The sequence below is a fragment of the Thermoactinomyces vulgaris genome (assembly GCF_005886755.1).
Taxonomy (GTDB): domain Bacteria; phylum Bacillota; class Bacilli; order Thermoactinomycetales; family Thermoactinomycetaceae; genus Thermoactinomyces; species Thermoactinomyces vulgaris.
On the sequence record NZ_CP039710.1, the window covers coordinates 361,624 to 377,412 of the forward strand.

Consider the following 15,789-nt stretch of genomic DNA (forward strand, 5'->3'; position numbering starts at 1 on the left):
CACCGGTTTGGAAAATGCTATTGACAGTAATCTTTCGGAAATGAAACCGGATAAAGGAAGTGGTTTCAATGAATGGGCGTATTTTGATCATTTCGCATATGTACCCGAATCCGGTCAATCCCATGGCGGGAATTTTTGTCCATAACCAGGCAAAAGCTTTAAAAAGAGAAGGGGCAGAGGTAAGCGTGGTGGTGCCCGTTCCTTCTTTCCCCTTTTACCCGAAGTGGAAAGGGTATCGTCAATTGCCGAAAAAGACAGAAAAGGATGGAATTGCCGTTTATTATGTTCCCACGCGAATGATTCCGGGGGGATTTTTTTTCCAACGCTATGGCAAGTATTATACAAAAGCCCTGCAAAAGGCAGTGGAGGAAGTACATAAAGCGTTTCCTTTTGATCTGATTCATTGTCACACCATCTATCCGGATGGTTATGCAGGAGGGGAACTGAAGAAAATTTGGAAGGTGCCGGTGTTAAGCACGATCCATGGCTCGGACATCATGTTGTATCCCAAACGAAAGCGTTCCGTTTATGAACAGACGCTTCGTGCATTAAAGGAAAATGACCTGGTCATCACGGTCAGCGACCGGCTGAAAGAAGAAGCGGAAAAAATGCATCCCGAGCTTGCGGCCAAAACGGTTTACAACGGTTTTGACCCGGAGAAATTCCGCCCCATGGACCGTCTGGAGGCAAGGAAACGTCTGGGGTTGAACAGGGAACAAAAAATTTTGCTTTTTGTCGGCAACTTGTATCCGGTCAAAGGCGTTTCTTATTTGTTGGAGGCTTTTTCCCGGATCCGCCAAGAAAGCCGGGACATTCATCTGTATTTGATCGGGGACGGGCCTTTGCGCCCCCGGCTTGAAAACCAGGCGGAAGAATCGGGATTAAGCGAAGCCGTCACCTTTTTGGGCAAAAAGCCGTACGCTGAGATTCCCGACTGGATCAACAGTGCCGATGTGATGGTTCTCACCAGTCTGAGCGAGGGGCTTCCCTCCATATTGCTGGAATCGATGGGGTGCGGCCGGCCCATGGTGGCGACGGATGTGGGCGGAATCAAGGAAATTCTTCAAGACGGGAAGACCGGATTTCTTGTGCCGGCCAAAGATGTGGACAAAATTGCCGGTTGCTTGCGCAAAATCCTGATCGATGATCCTTCCCTCATCGCCACTATGGGGAAAAATGCGTTGGATGCGTCCCGTGCATTGACTTGGAGCGAAAACGCGCGAACTACCTTACAAATTTATACATCTTTAATAGAACGGAAAAGTTTATGACTTTTTTGATGCAGGGTACTCAAGAGATTTCATCTATGTTACATTGAACATTAGATTTTGTAATGTTACTGTAATATAGATTGGATATGAATTGACTGACTGGGTAAAAGAAGAGAGGGAGATCTTTTGATACGCTATGGAATTGTAGGTTGTGGTCACATTGCGAAAAAGCACGTGGCAGCCATTAAAGCGGTGGAAGGAGCCGAGTTGGTTGCGGTTTGCGACACCAATGAAGAGCGTCTTTCCGAGTTTGCCGTCGACGGTGTCCGTGGGTATGCCGATTTGAAAGACATGCTGGCTTCGGATGTGGATGTGGTTTGCATTTGCACACCGAGCGGGATTCATGCACCGCTGACCATTCAGGCAGCGGAAGCCAAAAAGCATGTGATCGTGGAAAAACCGATGGCACTGACCTTGGAAGATGCAGACCGGATGATCGATGCCTGTGAGAAAAACGGTGTGAAAATGGCGGTGGTTCACCCCAACCGTTTCCGTCCGGCTGTCGTGGAACTCAGAAAGCAGTTGGAACAAGGGGCTTTCGGCAAAATCGGGCATGCCAACGCAACGGTTCGTTGGAACCGAAACCAGGCTTACTATGACCAGGCTCCTTGGCGTGGCACGAAAGCAATGGACGGAGGCGTGTTGATGAATCAGGCAATTCACAACATGGATCTTTTGTTGTGGATGATGGGGGACATTGAAGAGATTTCCTCTTATCACGCGACCCGTATCCGGAACATTGAAGCTGAGGACACCTCGGTGTCGGTGATCCGCTTTAAAAACGGGGCACTCGGGGTGTTGGAAGCTGCGGTCACCATTTATCCGAAAAACTTGGAAGAATCATTAAGTATTTTTGGCGAAAAGGGGACCGCGGTGATTGGCGGGCCGACGGCCAACTGGATCAAAGAATGGAAATTTGAAGGCCTGCCGGATGAAGAGGCTCAAAACACAATCCGCCGGGTGGAACAAGATCCATTCGGAATTCCGGGACATCAGTGCATCATTCAAGATATGACCGAAGCGGTGTTAAAAGACCGGAAGCCGGTCGTTTCCGGCGAAGAAGGACGCAAGGCGTTGAGCTTTGTGATCGGATGCCAGTTGGCTGCCGAAAGAAACCGGCCGGTCCGGATGGACGAATTAAACCGAAAATAAATTGAAATGATTAAAGGAGTAGAAAGCGATGAAAAAGATTCCTTTATTGGATTTAACGGCACAGTTGCAACCGATTCGGGAAGAAGTTCTCCAAGCGGTGGAGCGGGTGATTGACAGCGGACAATATATTATGGGGCCCGAAGTCAAAGCTTTTGAAGAAGAAGTGGCCAACTATCTCGGGGTGAAACATGCCATCGGCGTTGGGAACGGCACGGATGCGTTGCTTCTGGCATTGGATGCGGCAGGAATCAAAGCTGGCGATGAAGTGATCACGACACCGTTTACATTTTTCGCCACTGCCGAAACGATTTCTCAAGTCGGGGCCACCCCGGTTTTTGTTGACATCGACCCGAAAACTTACAACATCGATGTGAACCAAATCAAGGAAAAAATCAATGAAAAAACCAAAGCGATCATTCCGGTTCACATTTTCGGCCAGCCTGCCAACATGGAAGAAATTATGGCATTGGCTGAAGAACATCAATTGTTTGTCTTGGAAGATGCGGCTCAAGGCATGGGTTCGGAATATAAAGGACGGAAAATCGGAAATTGGGGTCATGCGGCCACCTTCTCTTTCTTCCCCACCAAAAACCTGGGCGGCTATGGTGACGGGGGAATGGTTGTCACCAATGATGACCAACTGGCGGAGAAAATCCGGATCTTGCGGGTTCATGGTTCCAATCCGAAGTATTACCACAGCATGATCGGATACAACAGCCGCCTGGATGCTTTGCAAGCTGCTGTTTTGCGCATCAAACTGCGCCATTTGGATGCTTGGAATGACGGCCGTCGGAAAAAAGCGGCCCTGTACAACGAGCTTTTAAAAGATACACCGGTGGTTACTCCTCATGAAGCGGAAGACCGCAAACACATCTATCACTTGTATATCATTCAGGCAGAAGATCGCGACGAATTAATGGCTCATTTGAAAGAGCAGGGAATCTCCTGCGGAGTTTATTATCCGGTTCCCCTGCATCAGCAGGAAGTGTATAAAGACTTGGGATATGAAGAAGGAAGTTTGCCTGTTTCCGAATACATGGCCAAACGCACCTTTGCACTTCCTCTGTATGCAGAATTGGAGGATGAAAACATCCGTTTTATCGCAAATACCATTAAAAGTTTTTATGCCAACAAATCCAAGTGAAAGAAGGAATAACCGTGAGTGGTAAGACTTTATTGCAAAAAATCGATGACAAAACGGCTAAAATCGGTGTTGTCGGATTGGGATATGTCGGTTTGCCACTGGCTGTGGAGAAAGCCAAAGCCGGGTTCAAAGTGATCGGTTTTGATATTCTGCAAAACCGTGTGGACATGGTGAACCGGGGAGTGAACTATATCGGCGATGTGGTGGACGAAGAATTGAAACAATTGGTGGAAAGCGGACAAATGTCTGCGACCACGGATTACTCCTTGATTCGTGAAGTGGACGCGGTGGCTATTTGCGTTCCCACACCGCTTGACAAATATCAGCAGCCCAATGTTTCCTATGTTGAATCTTCAGCAGAAAGCATTGCAAAATATTTGCACCCGGGCATGCTGGTGGTTTTGGAAAGCACCACCTACCCCGGAACCACCGAAGAAGTGGTGAAACCGATTCTGGAAAAAACCGGCTTGAAAGCAGGCGAAGACTTTTACCTTGCTTATTCGCCGGAACGGGTGGATCCCGGCAATAAAGTGTTTAATACCAAAAACACTCCCAAAGTGGTGGGCGGTGTGACCGATCAATGCACGGAAATCGCCGGTGCTTTGTACCGCGCGGTGTTGGACGGGGAAGTTCACCAAGTATCCAGCCCGAAAGTGGCCGAAATGGAAAAAATTCTTGAAAACACCTTCCGCAACATTAACATTGCCCTGGTGAACGAGATGGCCATTCTTTGCAACAAAATGGGAATCGATATTTGGGAAGTGATCGATGCCGCCAAAACCAAACCTTACGGTTATATGGCTTTTTATCCGGGGCCGGGTCTGGGCGGACATTGCATTCCCATTGATCCGTTCTATTTGACATGGAAAGCCCGCGAATATCATTATCATACGCGTTTGATTGAAGTGGCAGGCGAAATCAACAATGAAATGCCCGACTTTGTGGTGGATCGTTGCATGAAAATCTTGAACCGCTACGGCAAATCGTTGAATGGTTCCAAAGTGGCGGTACTCGGGGTGGCTTATAAAAAGGATATCGATGATTACCGCGAGTCCCCCGTGATTCAAATTGTCGAGCTGCTTGAGAAATATCAGGCAGAGTTCACGCTGGTTGATCCGCATGTGAAAACCTTCAAAGCCGGAGGCAAAGAATATGAAACGCAAGAGCTGACCACCGAACTTCTGGAGACGGCGGATCTTGTTTTGATCACCACGGATCACAGTGACTTTGATTATGAAGAAATTGCCGATAAAGCAAAAGTGATCTTTGACACGCGGAATGCTTTGAAAGATGTCCAAAACATCAAAGCGGATTACGAAAAATTATAAGAGGATGGGTTTTTCATGAAACAATCTTTCATTCATGATTCAGTCGAAATGGGAAAGAATGTCTCCGTCGGTTGTTTCTCTGTCATTGAAGAAGGCGTGGTTCTTGGCGACAATGTGACGATCGGCAACAATGTCACCATTAAAGCAGGAACCGTGATCGGTTCCGATGTATATATCTCTGACAACTGTGTGTTGGGCCGCTGGCCGAGACCGGCAAAGTCGTCCACCGTAAAGGTGGATGCCGACTTGCCGGTGCTGGAAATCGGCGACGGAACGACGATTGGTGCCAACACCGTTCTTTACCGGGGCAGCCGTTTCGGAAAAGAGGTGATGATCGGGGATCAGGCATCGGTCCGTGAAAAATGCGAGATCGGGGACCGTGTGGTGATCGGCCGTGGCGTTGCGGTGGAAAATCAGGTGAAAATCGGATCTTTTACAAAAATTCAAACCAATGCTTATATTACAGCTTATACCGTGTTGGAAGATCATGTCTTCATTGCCCCGACCGTCACGACCACGAACGACAACTTCATGGGGCGGACCAAAGAGCGTTTCAAATACGTGCGCGGTCCGGTTGTGAAAAGAGGAGCGCGTGTGGGCGGCGGATCCATCCTTTTGCCGGGGATCACGGTGGCCGAAGAAAGCTTCATTGCCGCCGGGGCGTTGGTCAATCGGGACACGGAGCCGGGCAAAGTGTATATCGGGGTTCCGGCACGGGTTTTGCGCGATGTTCCTGACCGTGAGAAATTGCAAAATCAAGAGTAACAGCCTGCAGGCAGAAGGTGTTGTTTAATCATGAAACAACTCATTAGACGGCTTTTTTCTGATTCAGCCGCTTTTGCGATTGCAACGATGGGGAATAAGGTGGTTGCGGCCATGCTTGGCCCCATCTATGTTGCTTTTTTGACCGGAGAAGGGGAAATTGCAGAGTGGGGACTCACCAACACGCTGACTCTGATTTTGACTTATCTCAGCATTTTGGGAACGGATGCGGCCATGGCGTTCTATTTTTATGACGCCAAGGATGTGACGGAACGCCGCACCTATTTTACCAATGCGGTGGTTTTCAGTGCCGGGGTTTGCCTGATATTCACCGTCTTTGCATTTTTGTTTGGAGCCCCTTTGTCCGAATGGGTCTATGAAAGCACGCGGGATTATTCCAACTTGTTGCCGGTTGCTTTTATGGCCACGTTTGGGGCGATCATTATTCAGCATATTTTGGGATATGCCAGATACAGCCGCCGGGTATGGCTGTTTAATATTTTCAGCATGGCTTATGTGATTGGTTCCAATTTGTTGAGCATCTTTTTTGTCACTGTCTATGACATGCGGGTTATGGGAATTTTTTATGGACAATTAATCGGTCAATTGACAGTGGCATTGATTCTGATTATCCTATTTCGCAAGGAATTTGTTTTTCGTATTTCGCGTAAACATTTGATGGATTTGATTCGTTACGGTGCTCCGCTGTTGCCGACATTGCTGGCTTTTTGGGTGATGACATCTGTATCCCGGCCCATTTTGTATCACATGGATTCCCAACTGAGTGCGGATATTTACGAAACCTGCATCCGGATTGCAAGCATCATTGTTTTGATCACCTCACCGTTTCAACTCGCATGGCGCCCTTTTTCCATGTCCATTAAAGAGCGGGAAGATGCCCCGCAGTTGTTCGGGCTGGTCGGTCGCGCGTTGTTGGTGGTTGGAACGCTGGCTGTCATGATTCTGGCCTTCTTCATGAAACCACTGTATCATTTGTATATTATCGGTCGGGATGATCAGTCGCTTTCATCCGGTTATATCTATGTCTGGGCTTTATCTTTGGGAACTTTATTCAATGTGTTGCATAATGTTTTTGGTGTCGGTTTGTTGATCAAGAAAAAAACCCAGGTCATTTCCTACGGATTTATGATTGCCGCCGCCATTTACCTGATCGGCAATTTGATCCTGGTGCCGGTTTTCAGCATTTGGGGCACTGTTATCATGACCGTTGTGGCTTATCTTTTTGTCATTGTTTGGGTTTATTGGAAAAATCAAAAAGAATATCCGATTGATTTCCGGTTTCGTTCCATTCTCATCTATTTGGCTGTCTTTTTCATCTCAATGACCGGGGTTACCTGGGTCCAATTAAATGAGATGGAATACGCCTGGCTCTATTATGTGCTGGCTTTTGTTGTAACCTTCGGATCTGTGTTTGCGACAGGACTTTTTTCCATTTCTTCACTGAATCGGATCGGTCACTTGTTACCCAAACTAGGAGGAAAAGGGTGAGAGTTGGTGAGTGAACTGTTGTTTTCAAAGCAGAAGCGTTTGGATATATTGTTTTATTTGATGATTGTTTTTGCGCTGATCGGCCCCTCCTTGGGTGTACCGATATCCGATGGGTTTAATCTGACGTTTTTCCGCATCGCATTTCTGTTGGTGGCGGCGGGAATCGCGCTGAGATTTGCAGCGGAAAAGAAATTGGAAACTTCCTACATGTATCCGGTTCGGTGGTATGGAGCCTTCTTTTTGTTTTGGTTTGCATACGGAGTGATTGCGTTATCCTGGTCAGCCAGTCTTTCTGCCGGGGTGCGGTATCTCTTTTTATTGGGAATGATGTTGCCTCTTGCTTATTCGTTCCCGTTTTTCCTGAAATCAACCGATTATTTTTGGAAAACCCTGCGGATTTTATTTTGGGTTTTTGCAGCCATTATTTTGTTTGCGGTTTTTGAGTCCATCACTTTGATTCATTTGCCGCAATCACGTGCATTTGGTCGGTTATCGGCTTCGGTGACATCGGTGTTTCGCAACCAGAATGATTTGGCAACCTGCATCACACTCGGCCTTCCTTTCCTGGCCAGTTCCTTTTATATGCTGGATCTGAAACGTAAACACAAATGGTTTATCTATATTATCGGTATCCTGTCCATTTATACACTGATTGCGACCGGTTCGCGCAGCAACACCTTCTTTGCCCTGCCGCTTGCCGCTTTGCCATTGGTGGTGCTGTTGCCGCAGGTGATGGACCGGAGCAAAATCACGTTGAAAAATGTATTTAAAGCCATTATTGCCGTTTTGGTGGCTTTCATACTGGCCAATGGTTTGAGCATGGTTTTCTTGAGCGCTGAAGCCAGGGAACAAGCCAAAACCAAACTGTCCAGCACTTTTGGCTTCTTGATGGATGTTCAAAACAGTCCGTGGACGGTGGAAGAAGGGGGAGAAGACCCCATTGATGCGGAAACCGGCCGGAGTGCCACGGTCCGGAAGTTTTTGATCCTCAACGGACTCCGCTTCCTCCATCAAAGCCATTACATGGGAGTCGGTCCAGGAAACGTTGAAGTGTACATGGACGGCGCCCCCAAAGTGGATAAAGTCAATATGCACAATTGGTGGGGCGAAGTGTTGGTCAACTTTGGCGTGATTATCTTTATCCTGTATATGTCCCTTTACTTCCTTATGTTGTGGCGCTTGTGGAAATTGGCCAGCTTGAAACACTCGCCGGAATTGAACCCGGTTTTGCGTTGGGGCGCTTACGCCACCATAGCCGCATTGACCGGTTACTTCTTCGGGGGCATGGCACCAAGCACGGCCATTCACTATACGCCGATGTGGATTTGTTACGGAATCGGCTTGGCCATCATTGCCATCGGGGAAACTTTGAAAAAGAAACACTCCGGATCGGAGCGGGAAAAAGGGTCTCTGGAGGGAGTGTGAGGAGAAAGGAGTTGCTTGTGTGTCCGCTAAAGTAATGATCTTCAGTTCGGTTCATCCTTATGATGATTCGCGGATTTTCCACAAACAAGCAAAATCACTGGCGAAAAACGGATACCGGGTGGAGCTCCACGCCATCGCCGATTTTAAAGAAAAAGTGATCGATGGCGTAAAAATCCGGGGGGTAAAGCGCGTCAACAAAAAGTGGAAACGGCTTTGGACCGGATATGAGCTTTACCGGCGCGCTTTAAAATGCGGAGCGGATTTGTATCATTTTCATGATCCGGAGTTGTTGCCGTGGGGAGTGTTATTGGCTTGGCGGACCGGGTGCCCGGTGATTTATGATTCGCATGAGGATTTGCCCAAACAGATCCAAACCAAACCGTGGATTCCCGAAAAGCTCCGTGCCCCGCTGGCAAAAATCGTCCATAAAGTGGAAAAGGGATTGGCCCGCCGGCTGTCCGCGGTCATTACAGCGACGGAATCGATTCAAAGACAGTTCCATCAAGCCAAAAGAGTCGAAGTGATTAAAAACTATCCGTTGTCGATCCCGGAGATCGAAAAAGAAGAGGATGGCGTCAACCGGATTTTGTATGTCGGGGGCGTGTCGTATCTGCGCGGTTACCGGGAAATGATACAGATGATGGATTATTTGCCGGAATCCTTGCAAGCCGAACTTCACATCATTGGTCCCCTCCAGCATATCAAACCGGAAGACCGGGACAAGTCCGCACTGGAACAGAAGAGGGTTTATTTGCATGGCCGGATTCCGTTTGATGATGTGCAGAAGTGGTTGGGAAAAGGAAAAGTGGGATTGGTTTGCCTGCATCCGGTCGAGAATTACCGGGAATCCCTTCCCATCAAGATGTTTGAATACATGGCCGCCGGATTGCCCATGGTGGCGACGGATTTTCCGATGTGGAGGGAAATTGTGGAATCCAGCCATTCCGGGCTGGTGGCCGATGCTTTGAATCCCAAGGATATTGCGCAAAAAGTGGAACGGATCTTAAGCGATGACGAACTGCGCGGCCAAATGAGCACCGATGCGAGAAAAGCCCATGAAACCCGTTATAATTGGAAGGTTGAGGAAAGAAAAGTTTTTTCTTTATATCAGGAACTGCTTCAATGAAAAGGGATCCTGTGTCCATGATCAGGGCGATTCCCCTGTCCATGGCAGGATCCTTTTAATAAAGGGTGTCAGGAGGTCGGGAATAGTTCAGTTGTTCCGCCAGGATCCCCCGGATGCGTTCGATTTCTTCGGGTGACACCCGGAAATAATAAATGCCGTCAATGGTTGCATCTTCCCCTTTGAACCGGACCGTTTTGATATTTTCCCGTGAAAGATTGGCATAGCGGTTTTGCAGTTGCAAAAGCTGAAAGGGGGAAATGTCGGTTTTGACATTGGAGCCGAGTTTTTCCATGACCGTATCCAGTTTGGTGAATGTGGTCCAATCCGTTCCCTTGCGGACGATGGCCCGGATCACTTCTTGTTGCCGTTGAATCCGTCCGAAATCCCCCAGCGGGTCCTCTTTTCTCATTCGTGCAAAGGCAAGGGTTTCTTCTCCGTTTAAATGCATGGTCCCCTTTTTGAAAGTGTGTCCTCCATAGGAAAAGGTGAAAGGCACTTCGACATCAATTCCATCCAGCTCATCCACGATTTCTTTCAAGCCTTGCATGTTGATTTGAACGTAACCATCGATGGGCAAATCCAAAAAATGCTCCACGGTCTTGCGGGTCAAATCCACTCCGCCGTAGGCATAGCTGTGGTTGATTTTGTCGCGGAAGTTTTTACCGGGGATTTCAACCCGGGTGTCCCGTGGAATATTGGTTAAGACAATGTCTTTTTCTTGCGGATTTAAAGCCGCAATCATAATGGTATCGGCACGTCCCTGATCTCCGTCCCGTTCATCCACGCCAAGCATCAGAATGGCGACAGGATCCTCATGCCATTTGATCGCTTCTTGACGTTTGTCCGATTTTTCCTGTTCAGGCGGGACATAGGACCGGTGAGCGGCGGACCAGATCAGGTACACATAATATCCAAATCCAAGCAGAACCGTTATAAACAAAAGCAGAAAAAAACGCAGGATCCATTTTTTCATTACGGAAAATCCCTCACAGGTGTTTGGTTTTATGTACTATATTATTCTTCTTTTCCATGGGAAAATACCTTCCAAAATATTGGGTGGGGATGTGGGGGCCAAGGGGCTATTTTCGAAAAATATGGACAAAAAGTTTAAAACTTGTCTTTTGCTTCTGCCTGGCTGAATTGATAAGATAGACGGGAATACGTTGAAAATGGCCGACTCAATTGACAAAGTCCACTCGAGAGAGGAGTCTGTAACAATGAAGGTAATCGTGACAGGCGGAGCCGGTTTTATTGGTTCCCACATTGTCGATCTGTTGATTGCAAGAGGAGACCGGGTGGTGATCATCGATAATCTTTCTTCAGGCAAGAAAGAGCACATCCATCCGGAAGCGAAATGGATTGAAATGGATTTGACCAATCCGGAATTAAGTGATGTGTTCATGCGGGAAAAACCGGAAGCCGTCATCCATCAAGCGGCGCAAATCCGTGTGGATGTTTCCGTTGAAGATCCGGTTTTGGACGCAAACACCAACATTATTGGGACGATCAATCTGTTGGAAGCCTGCCGCAAAAGCGGGGTGAAGAAAGTGGTTTACGCTTCATCCGCCGCCGTCTACGGAGATCCGAAATATCTGCCGGTTGATGAAGAACATCCGGTGTCACCGCTTTCCGGATACGGAATTTCCAAACATACCGTGGAACATTATTTGGAAGTGTACGCCCATTTATACGGGTTGAAATACACCGTTTTGCGCTACGCCAATGTTTACGGGCTCAGGCAGGATCCCCGCGGGGAAGGGGGAGTCATTTCCATCTTGGTGGATAAGTACTTGAAAAAAGAGCCTTTCACCATTTTTGGCGACGGCGAACAAACGAGGGATTATATTTATGTGGAAGATGTGGCCAAAGCCAACGTCGCGGCACTCTCAAGAGGAGACGGGGAGATCCTGAATGTCGGAACCGGGGTGCAAACTTCGCTGAACCAATTGCTTTCCTTGTTTGATGAAATCGCTTCTTTTGAAAACGAAAAGGTTCACGGCCCGGACCGTCCGGGGGACATTAAACACAGTTATTTCAAGAATGACAAAGTTTGCCGCATATTGGACTGGAAACCGAAATACACTCTTATGGAAGGTTTACGCAAAACCTACGAATATTACCAAAACGAATATCGCAAAATGGACAAAGAAATGTAGAAAATAAGCATATGCTGTGATCGGTCAAGGATTTGACACGGTTTTCAAAAAAGAACCTATTGTCATTCCGTGGGTTCTGCAGTATACTGTTTTACAGTAATCGGTTTGAAATATTACTGTAATGTTACTGTTATTTTTGTAAACTTAGCGAAGAAACGGAAGGGATTCTGATTATTATACACAGCAGGGGTGGATAGCTGATGCGTTCCAAGTTAGCCTACGAGAGCAACAACACGGGTGCATTTTCCGGACAGACCATTTATCCGATTTTCAAGCGGGCTTTTGAGATTGTTTTTTCCGTTGCATTGCTGCTGTTTACATTGCCTGTGCTTGTACTGACCATGATCGCGATTAAACTGGAGTCTCCGGGGCCTGTTTTTTATAAACAGGAACGCGTGGGGTTGAACGGGAAACGGTTTGAGATTATCAAACTCAGATCCATGCGCACCGATGCTGAGAAAAATGGTCCGCAATGGGCGGCAAAAAATGACCCGCGTGTCACTCGAGTAGGTAAATTTATCCGTAAGACACGGATTGACGAGCTTCCACAGTTAATCAATATCCTACGTGGTGACATGAGTCTGATCGGTCCCCGTCCGGAGAGACCTGTCTTCACCGAGAAATTTGACAAGGAGATTCCTGGTTTTAAAAAGCGCTTGTTGGTGAAACCAGGTTTGACTGGGTGGGCTCAGGTAAACGGAGGATATGAGATGACACCTGCTGAAAAGTTTGAGTTGGATATGTTCTATATTCAAAACCAATCCTTTAAAATGGATATGCAGATTTTGTTTCGGACGGTTTGGGTGGTTGTTTCCGGAAATGGAGCCCGCTAAAGAGATGCTGCCAAAAAGGGTGGCATCTTTTTTATTTATCGGAAGGATGATGGATTTCATTTGGTGCGCTCATTCAGAAAATCATTTTTAAAAACAGGTACATGAGAAGCCACAGTGGCACACTCAAACAAGAAGCGTTCATGACTCCGATCCAGAAGGACTTGCCGACAACCGTGTGCTCCATATGCGCACCTCCAAAGGATGAATGTATTTTTATTATACGCCATCTTCATTTTGGATAGATCGAAGTAGCGGCTTTGTTAATGAAATGTAATCTGGGAGTAACAGTTGATAAGATGCTGAAAACAGGCATATTTTTCCATAAATCGAATGAAGTTATACATGACCTTAAAAAATCGTTTGCATTAGAACGCTAATTGTTGACTGGCATGATTTTATGTGATAATTTTAGAAAAGATCTTGAACAAAATTGTATACGGGAATGAAGTATTCTCTTATCCAGAGAGAGGGAGGGAACAGGCCTGATGATCTCTCGGCAACCCCCTGTTGGGTTTGAAGAACCCATGGGAAGGTGCCAATTCCTGCAGAGCTGTACACTGCTCTGACAGATGAGAGAAGGAGATTGAGCAAAGTGATCCTTTCTGCATCTGAACGAGCAGGAAGGTTTTTTTATGCTTAAAAAATGTTTGCAGATCGAAGGCGGTGAAGGAAATGATTCAGTTGAAAAATGTTGTCAAAACATTTCCGGCTGCAGGTAAAAACAAAGAAATTACGGCATTAAAAGAAATTTCCCTGGAAATCGAAAAAGGGGATATATTTGGAATTGTCGGTTACAGCGGGGCCGGGAAAAGCACGTTGCTCCGGTTGTTAAACGGATTGGAGACGCCGACAAGGGGAACGGTGCTGGTGGATGGAAAAGAAATTTCGCGGCTTAGTGAACGGGAATTGCGCTTTGCCCGGCAAAAGATTGGTATGATTTTTCAACATTTCCATCTGTTGTGGTCCCGGACGGTTGCGGAAAATGTGGCGTTTCCGCTGGAGATTGCCGGGGTTCCCAAAAAACAGATCAAGGAGAAGGTAAGCCGTTTGCTGGAACTGGTCGGGTTATCCGAGCGCGCCGATGCTTATCCGGCACAGCTCAGTGGAGGACAGAAACAACGTGTCGGAATTGCCAGAGCCTTGGCCAATGATCCGGACGTGCTTTTGTGCGATGAGGCCACCTCGGCGTTGGATCCGGAGACCACGGCTTCGATTTTGCGGCTGTTAAAACAGATCCATCAAAAACTGGGGCTGACCCTTGTCTTGATTACGCACGAGATGAGTGTGGTACGTGCCATCTGCAACAAAATGGCGATCATGGAAAACGGCCGGATCATTGAAACGGGTCCGGTTGCCGAAATTTTTCAAAATCCGAAGCATCCTTTGACGAAGAAATTTGTTCAGGATGCAGAACCCGGCCAGGATGGCATTTGGGTGCCGTGGTCCGGCCTTTCCAAACTGAATGAACTGGCCCGCCAATATAACGTGCATTTTCAACTGGTCGGCGGAGAAGTGAAAGGAAGCAACGATGAAGATGCAGTCCAAGTCAAAATCGGCGGAAATGAAGAAGCAGTGGAAAAAGTGCGGAAGGTGTTGGGAGGGGAACTTGAATGTGGGAGTCGGTAGATCTTGATCTGTTGCAAGAAGCAACCCTGGAAACTCTTCATATGGTGGGAATTTCCACCCTGATGACGGCGGTGCTGGGGATTCCGCTGGGGGTGCTTCTGGTGGTGACGGACCGCGGCTATTTCTGGGAAAATCTCGTTTTTCAACGTATCTTGGCCTTTGTGGTCAATATTTTCCGGGCCGTTCCTTTCATTATTTTGGTTTTGTTTTTGTTTCCGGTGGCCAAGCTCTTGGTGGGAACCACATTGGGGCCGACGGCAGCCACCATTCCGCTCATTGCAGGAGCCGCTCCTTTTTATGCGCGCATGGTGGAAACCGCCATCCGTGACATTGACAGAGGAGTGATTGAAGCCGCACAAGCAATGGGGGCCAGCCGGCTGACCATCATATGCAAAGTGCTGATTCCGGAGGCATTTCCTTCGATTGTCTCCGGACTGACCGTTACTTGTGTTTCGTTGATCAGTTTTTCCGCAATGGCCGGAATTGTCGGGGCCGGCGGTCTCGGGGACACGGCTTATCGTTTTGGTTTTCAGGCATTTAATGATGCGATGCTGTACAGTTGTGGAATTTTGTTGGTCGTATTGGTGCAATTGGTTCAAGCAGTGGGGGACTGGATTGCCCGTGCCTTGGATAAAAGATCTTAAGGAGGTCAAATGGGATGAAAAAGTTTTGGGTTTTGCTTGTCAGTGTGCTGGTTGCGGTATTGGGAGCCGCTTGCGGCAACCAAAGCAAGGAAAATACGCTTGTGGTCGGAGCCACGCAGGTTCCGCATGCGGAAATTTTGGAGCATGTCAAACCGCAATTGGAAAAACAAGGGGTAAACTTGGAAATCAGAGTGTTTACGGATTATGTTTTGCCCAATAAAGCATTGGAAGAAGGAGAAATTGACGCAAACTATTTCCAACACATTGTCTGGCTTCAAACCACCAATCAGGAAAAAGGATATCATTTGAGGGATGTGGCCCGGGTCCATCTGGAGCCGATGGGGGCTTATTCCAAAAAAATAAACTCGGTTGATCAATTAAAAAGCGGTGCCAAAGTCGCCATTCCCAATGGAACGAGTGAAATTACACGCGTTTTGCAGTTGTTGGAGAAAAACGGGTTGATCAAGTTGAATGGACATCAAGGGGAGATCACCCTGAAAAATATTGTGGAGAACCCGAAAAATTTGCAGTTTGAGCTGCTTGAGGCTTCTGCACTTCCACGGATGATCAATGAAGTGGATCTGGCTGTGATCAATACCAACTATGCGCTTCAAGCCGATTTGGATCCGCTCAAGGATGCACTGTTTATGGAAGAGAAAGACCAAAATCCTTATGTGAATGTTTTGGCGGTCAAACAAGGGAATGAAAATAACCAGGCGGTGAAAAAACTGGCGGAAGCCCTCACTTCACCGGAAGTGAAAAAGTTTATCGAGGAAAAATACAAAGGCGTAGTGGTTCCGGCGTTCTGAGGTG

At 47.4% G+C, this 15,789-nt stretch carries 14 protein-coding genes and 1 riboswitch; of the genes, 13 read left to right on the forward strand and 1 reads right to left on the reverse strand.

Features of this window, described 5'->3' with window-relative positions:
* The first annotated feature begins 68 nt into the window (after positions 1 to 68).
* The 8 genes from FA954_RS01945 to FA954_RS01980 all read left to right on the forward strand — a co-directional run bounded on the left by FA954_RS01945 (position 69) and on the right by FA954_RS01980 (position 9,717).
* Positions 69 to 1,271 carry a glycosyltransferase family 4 protein gene (locus FA954_RS01945; RefSeq protein ID WP_037996681.1) on the forward strand — a complete coding sequence of 401 codons (1,203 nt, stop codon included), beginning with the start codon at positions 69 to 71 and terminating at the stop codon, positions 1,269 to 1,271.
* Between the two features lie 126 nt (positions 1,272 to 1,397).
* A complete protein-coding gene (locus FA954_RS01950; protein WP_037996683.1) occupies positions 1,398 to 2,423 on the forward strand; it encodes a Gfo/Idh/MocA family protein in 1,026 nt (341 codons plus the stop codon).
* A 28-nt stretch (positions 2,424 to 2,451) separates the two neighbouring features.
* A complete protein-coding gene (locus FA954_RS01955; RefSeq protein ID WP_037996686.1) occupies positions 2,452 to 3,567 on the forward strand; it encodes a DegT/DnrJ/EryC1/StrS family aminotransferase in 1,116 nt (371 codons plus the stop codon).
* 14 nt (positions 3,568 to 3,581) lie between these two features.
* The gene (locus tag FA954_RS01960) at positions 3,582 to 4,895 is read left to right on the forward strand and encodes a nucleotide sugar dehydrogenase (RefSeq protein WP_037996688.1); all 1,314 of its coding nucleotides are present in this window, start codon (positions 3,582 to 3,584) and stop codon (positions 4,893 to 4,895) included.
* 15 nt (positions 4,896 to 4,910) lie between these two features.
* The gene (locus FA954_RS01965; RefSeq protein ID WP_037996691.1) at positions 4,911 to 5,660 is read left to right on the forward strand and encodes an acyltransferase; all 750 of its coding nucleotides are present in this window, start codon (positions 4,911 to 4,913) and stop codon (positions 5,658 to 5,660) included.
* Positions 5,661 to 5,690: 30 nt separating this feature from the next.
* A complete protein-coding gene (locus tag FA954_RS01970) occupies positions 5,691 to 7,166 on the forward strand; it encodes a lipopolysaccharide biosynthesis protein (protein ID WP_037996693.1) in 1,476 nt (491 codons plus the stop codon).
* A 6-nt stretch (positions 7,167 to 7,172) separates the two neighbouring features.
* Positions 7,173 to 8,591, forward strand: coding sequence for an O-antigen ligase family protein (locus FA954_RS01975; RefSeq protein WP_131470893.1), 1,419 nt, complete (start codon positions 7,173 to 7,175; stop codon positions 8,589 to 8,591).
* Between the two features lie 19 nt (positions 8,592 to 8,610).
* Positions 8,611 to 9,717: a glycosyltransferase family 4 protein gene (locus FA954_RS01980; RefSeq protein ID WP_069201557.1), complete on the forward strand. Its 1,107-nt coding sequence runs from the start codon at positions 8,611 to 8,613 to the stop codon at positions 9,715 to 9,717.
* A gap of 55 nt (positions 9,718 to 9,772) precedes the next feature.
* Here FA954_RS01980 and FA954_RS01985 read toward each other — a convergent pair whose 3' ends face one another.
* The gene (locus FA954_RS01985) at positions 9,773 to 10,690 is read right to left on the reverse strand and encodes an LCP family glycopolymer transferase (protein WP_037996698.1); all 918 of its coding nucleotides are present in this window, start codon (positions 10,688 to 10,690) and stop codon (positions 9,773 to 9,775) included.
* A 244-nt stretch (positions 10,691 to 10,934) separates the two neighbouring features.
* Here FA954_RS01985 and FA954_RS01990 point away from each other — a divergent pair, with 244 nt between their 5' ends.
* From FA954_RS01990 to FA954_RS02010, 5 genes are all read left to right on the forward strand, one after another.
* On the forward strand, positions 10,935 to 11,873 hold the full coding sequence (locus FA954_RS01990) for an SDR family oxidoreductase (protein WP_037996700.1): 939 nt from the start codon (positions 10,935 to 10,937) through the stop codon (positions 11,871 to 11,873).
* Between the two features lie 200 nt (positions 11,874 to 12,073).
* Positions 12,074 to 12,706, forward strand: coding sequence for a sugar transferase (locus tag FA954_RS01995; protein WP_049720694.1), 633 nt, complete (start codon positions 12,074 to 12,076; stop codon positions 12,704 to 12,706).
* A 452-nt stretch (positions 12,707 to 13,158) separates the two neighbouring features.
* Positions 13,159 to 13,282: riboswitch (SAM riboswitch) on the forward strand.
* A 96-nt stretch (positions 13,283 to 13,378) separates the two neighbouring features.
* On the forward strand, positions 13,379 to 14,332 hold the full coding sequence (locus tag FA954_RS02000) for a methionine ABC transporter ATP-binding protein (RefSeq protein ID WP_037996729.1): 954 nt from the start codon (positions 13,379 to 13,381) through the stop codon (positions 14,330 to 14,332).
* Complete coding sequence (locus tag FA954_RS02005) at positions 14,317 to 14,976, forward strand: methionine ABC transporter permease (RefSeq protein ID WP_037996731.1); 660 nt, start codon at positions 14,317 to 14,319, stop codon at positions 14,974 to 14,976. The genes FA954_RS02000 and FA954_RS02005 overlap by 16 nt, the downstream gene beginning before the upstream one ends.
* A gap of 14 nt (positions 14,977 to 14,990) precedes the next feature.
* Complete coding sequence (locus tag FA954_RS02010) at positions 14,991 to 15,785, forward strand: MetQ/NlpA family ABC transporter substrate-binding protein (RefSeq protein ID WP_049720693.1); 795 nt, start codon at positions 14,991 to 14,993, stop codon at positions 15,783 to 15,785.
* Positions 15,786 to 15,789 lie beyond the last annotated feature (4 nt).

What these genes read in the sequence shown, in the direction of transcription:
- FA954_RS01945 (WP_037996681.1), top strand. Translation starts at nt 69, where the DNA reads ATGAATGGGCGTATTTTGATCATTTCGCATATGTACCCGAATCCGGTC.
- FA954_RS01955 (WP_037996686.1), top strand. Translation starts at nt 2,452, where the DNA reads ATGAAAAAGATTCCTTTATTGGATTTAACGGCACAGTTGCAACCGATT.
- FA954_RS01965 (WP_037996691.1), top strand. Translation starts at nt 4,911, where the DNA reads ATGAAACAATCTTTCATTCATGATTCAGTCGAAATGGGAAAGAATGTC.
- FA954_RS01970 (WP_037996693.1), top strand. Translation starts at nt 5,691, where the DNA reads ATGAAACAACTCATTAGACGGCTTTTTTCTGATTCAGCCGCTTTTGCG.
- FA954_RS01985 (WP_037996698.1), bottom strand. Translation starts at nt 10,690, where the DNA reads ATGAAAAAATGGATCCTGCGTTTTTTTCTGCTTTTGTTTATAACGGTT.
- FA954_RS01990 (WP_037996700.1), top strand. Translation starts at nt 10,935, where the DNA reads ATGAAGGTAATCGTGACAGGCGGAGCCGGTTTTATTGGTTCCCACATT.
- FA954_RS01995 (WP_049720694.1), top strand. Translation starts at nt 12,074, where the DNA reads ATGCGTTCCAAGTTAGCCTACGAGAGCAACAACACGGGTGCATTTTCC.
- FA954_RS02000 (WP_037996729.1), top strand. Translation starts at nt 13,379, where the DNA reads ATGATTCAGTTGAAAAATGTTGTCAAAACATTTCCGGCTGCAGGTAAA.
- FA954_RS02005 (WP_037996731.1), top strand. Translation starts at nt 14,317, where the DNA reads ATGTGGGAGTCGGTAGATCTTGATCTGTTGCAAGAAGCAACCCTGGAA.
- FA954_RS02010 (WP_049720693.1), top strand. Translation starts at nt 14,991, where the DNA reads ATGAAAAAGTTTTGGGTTTTGCTTGTCAGTGTGCTGGTTGCGGTATTG.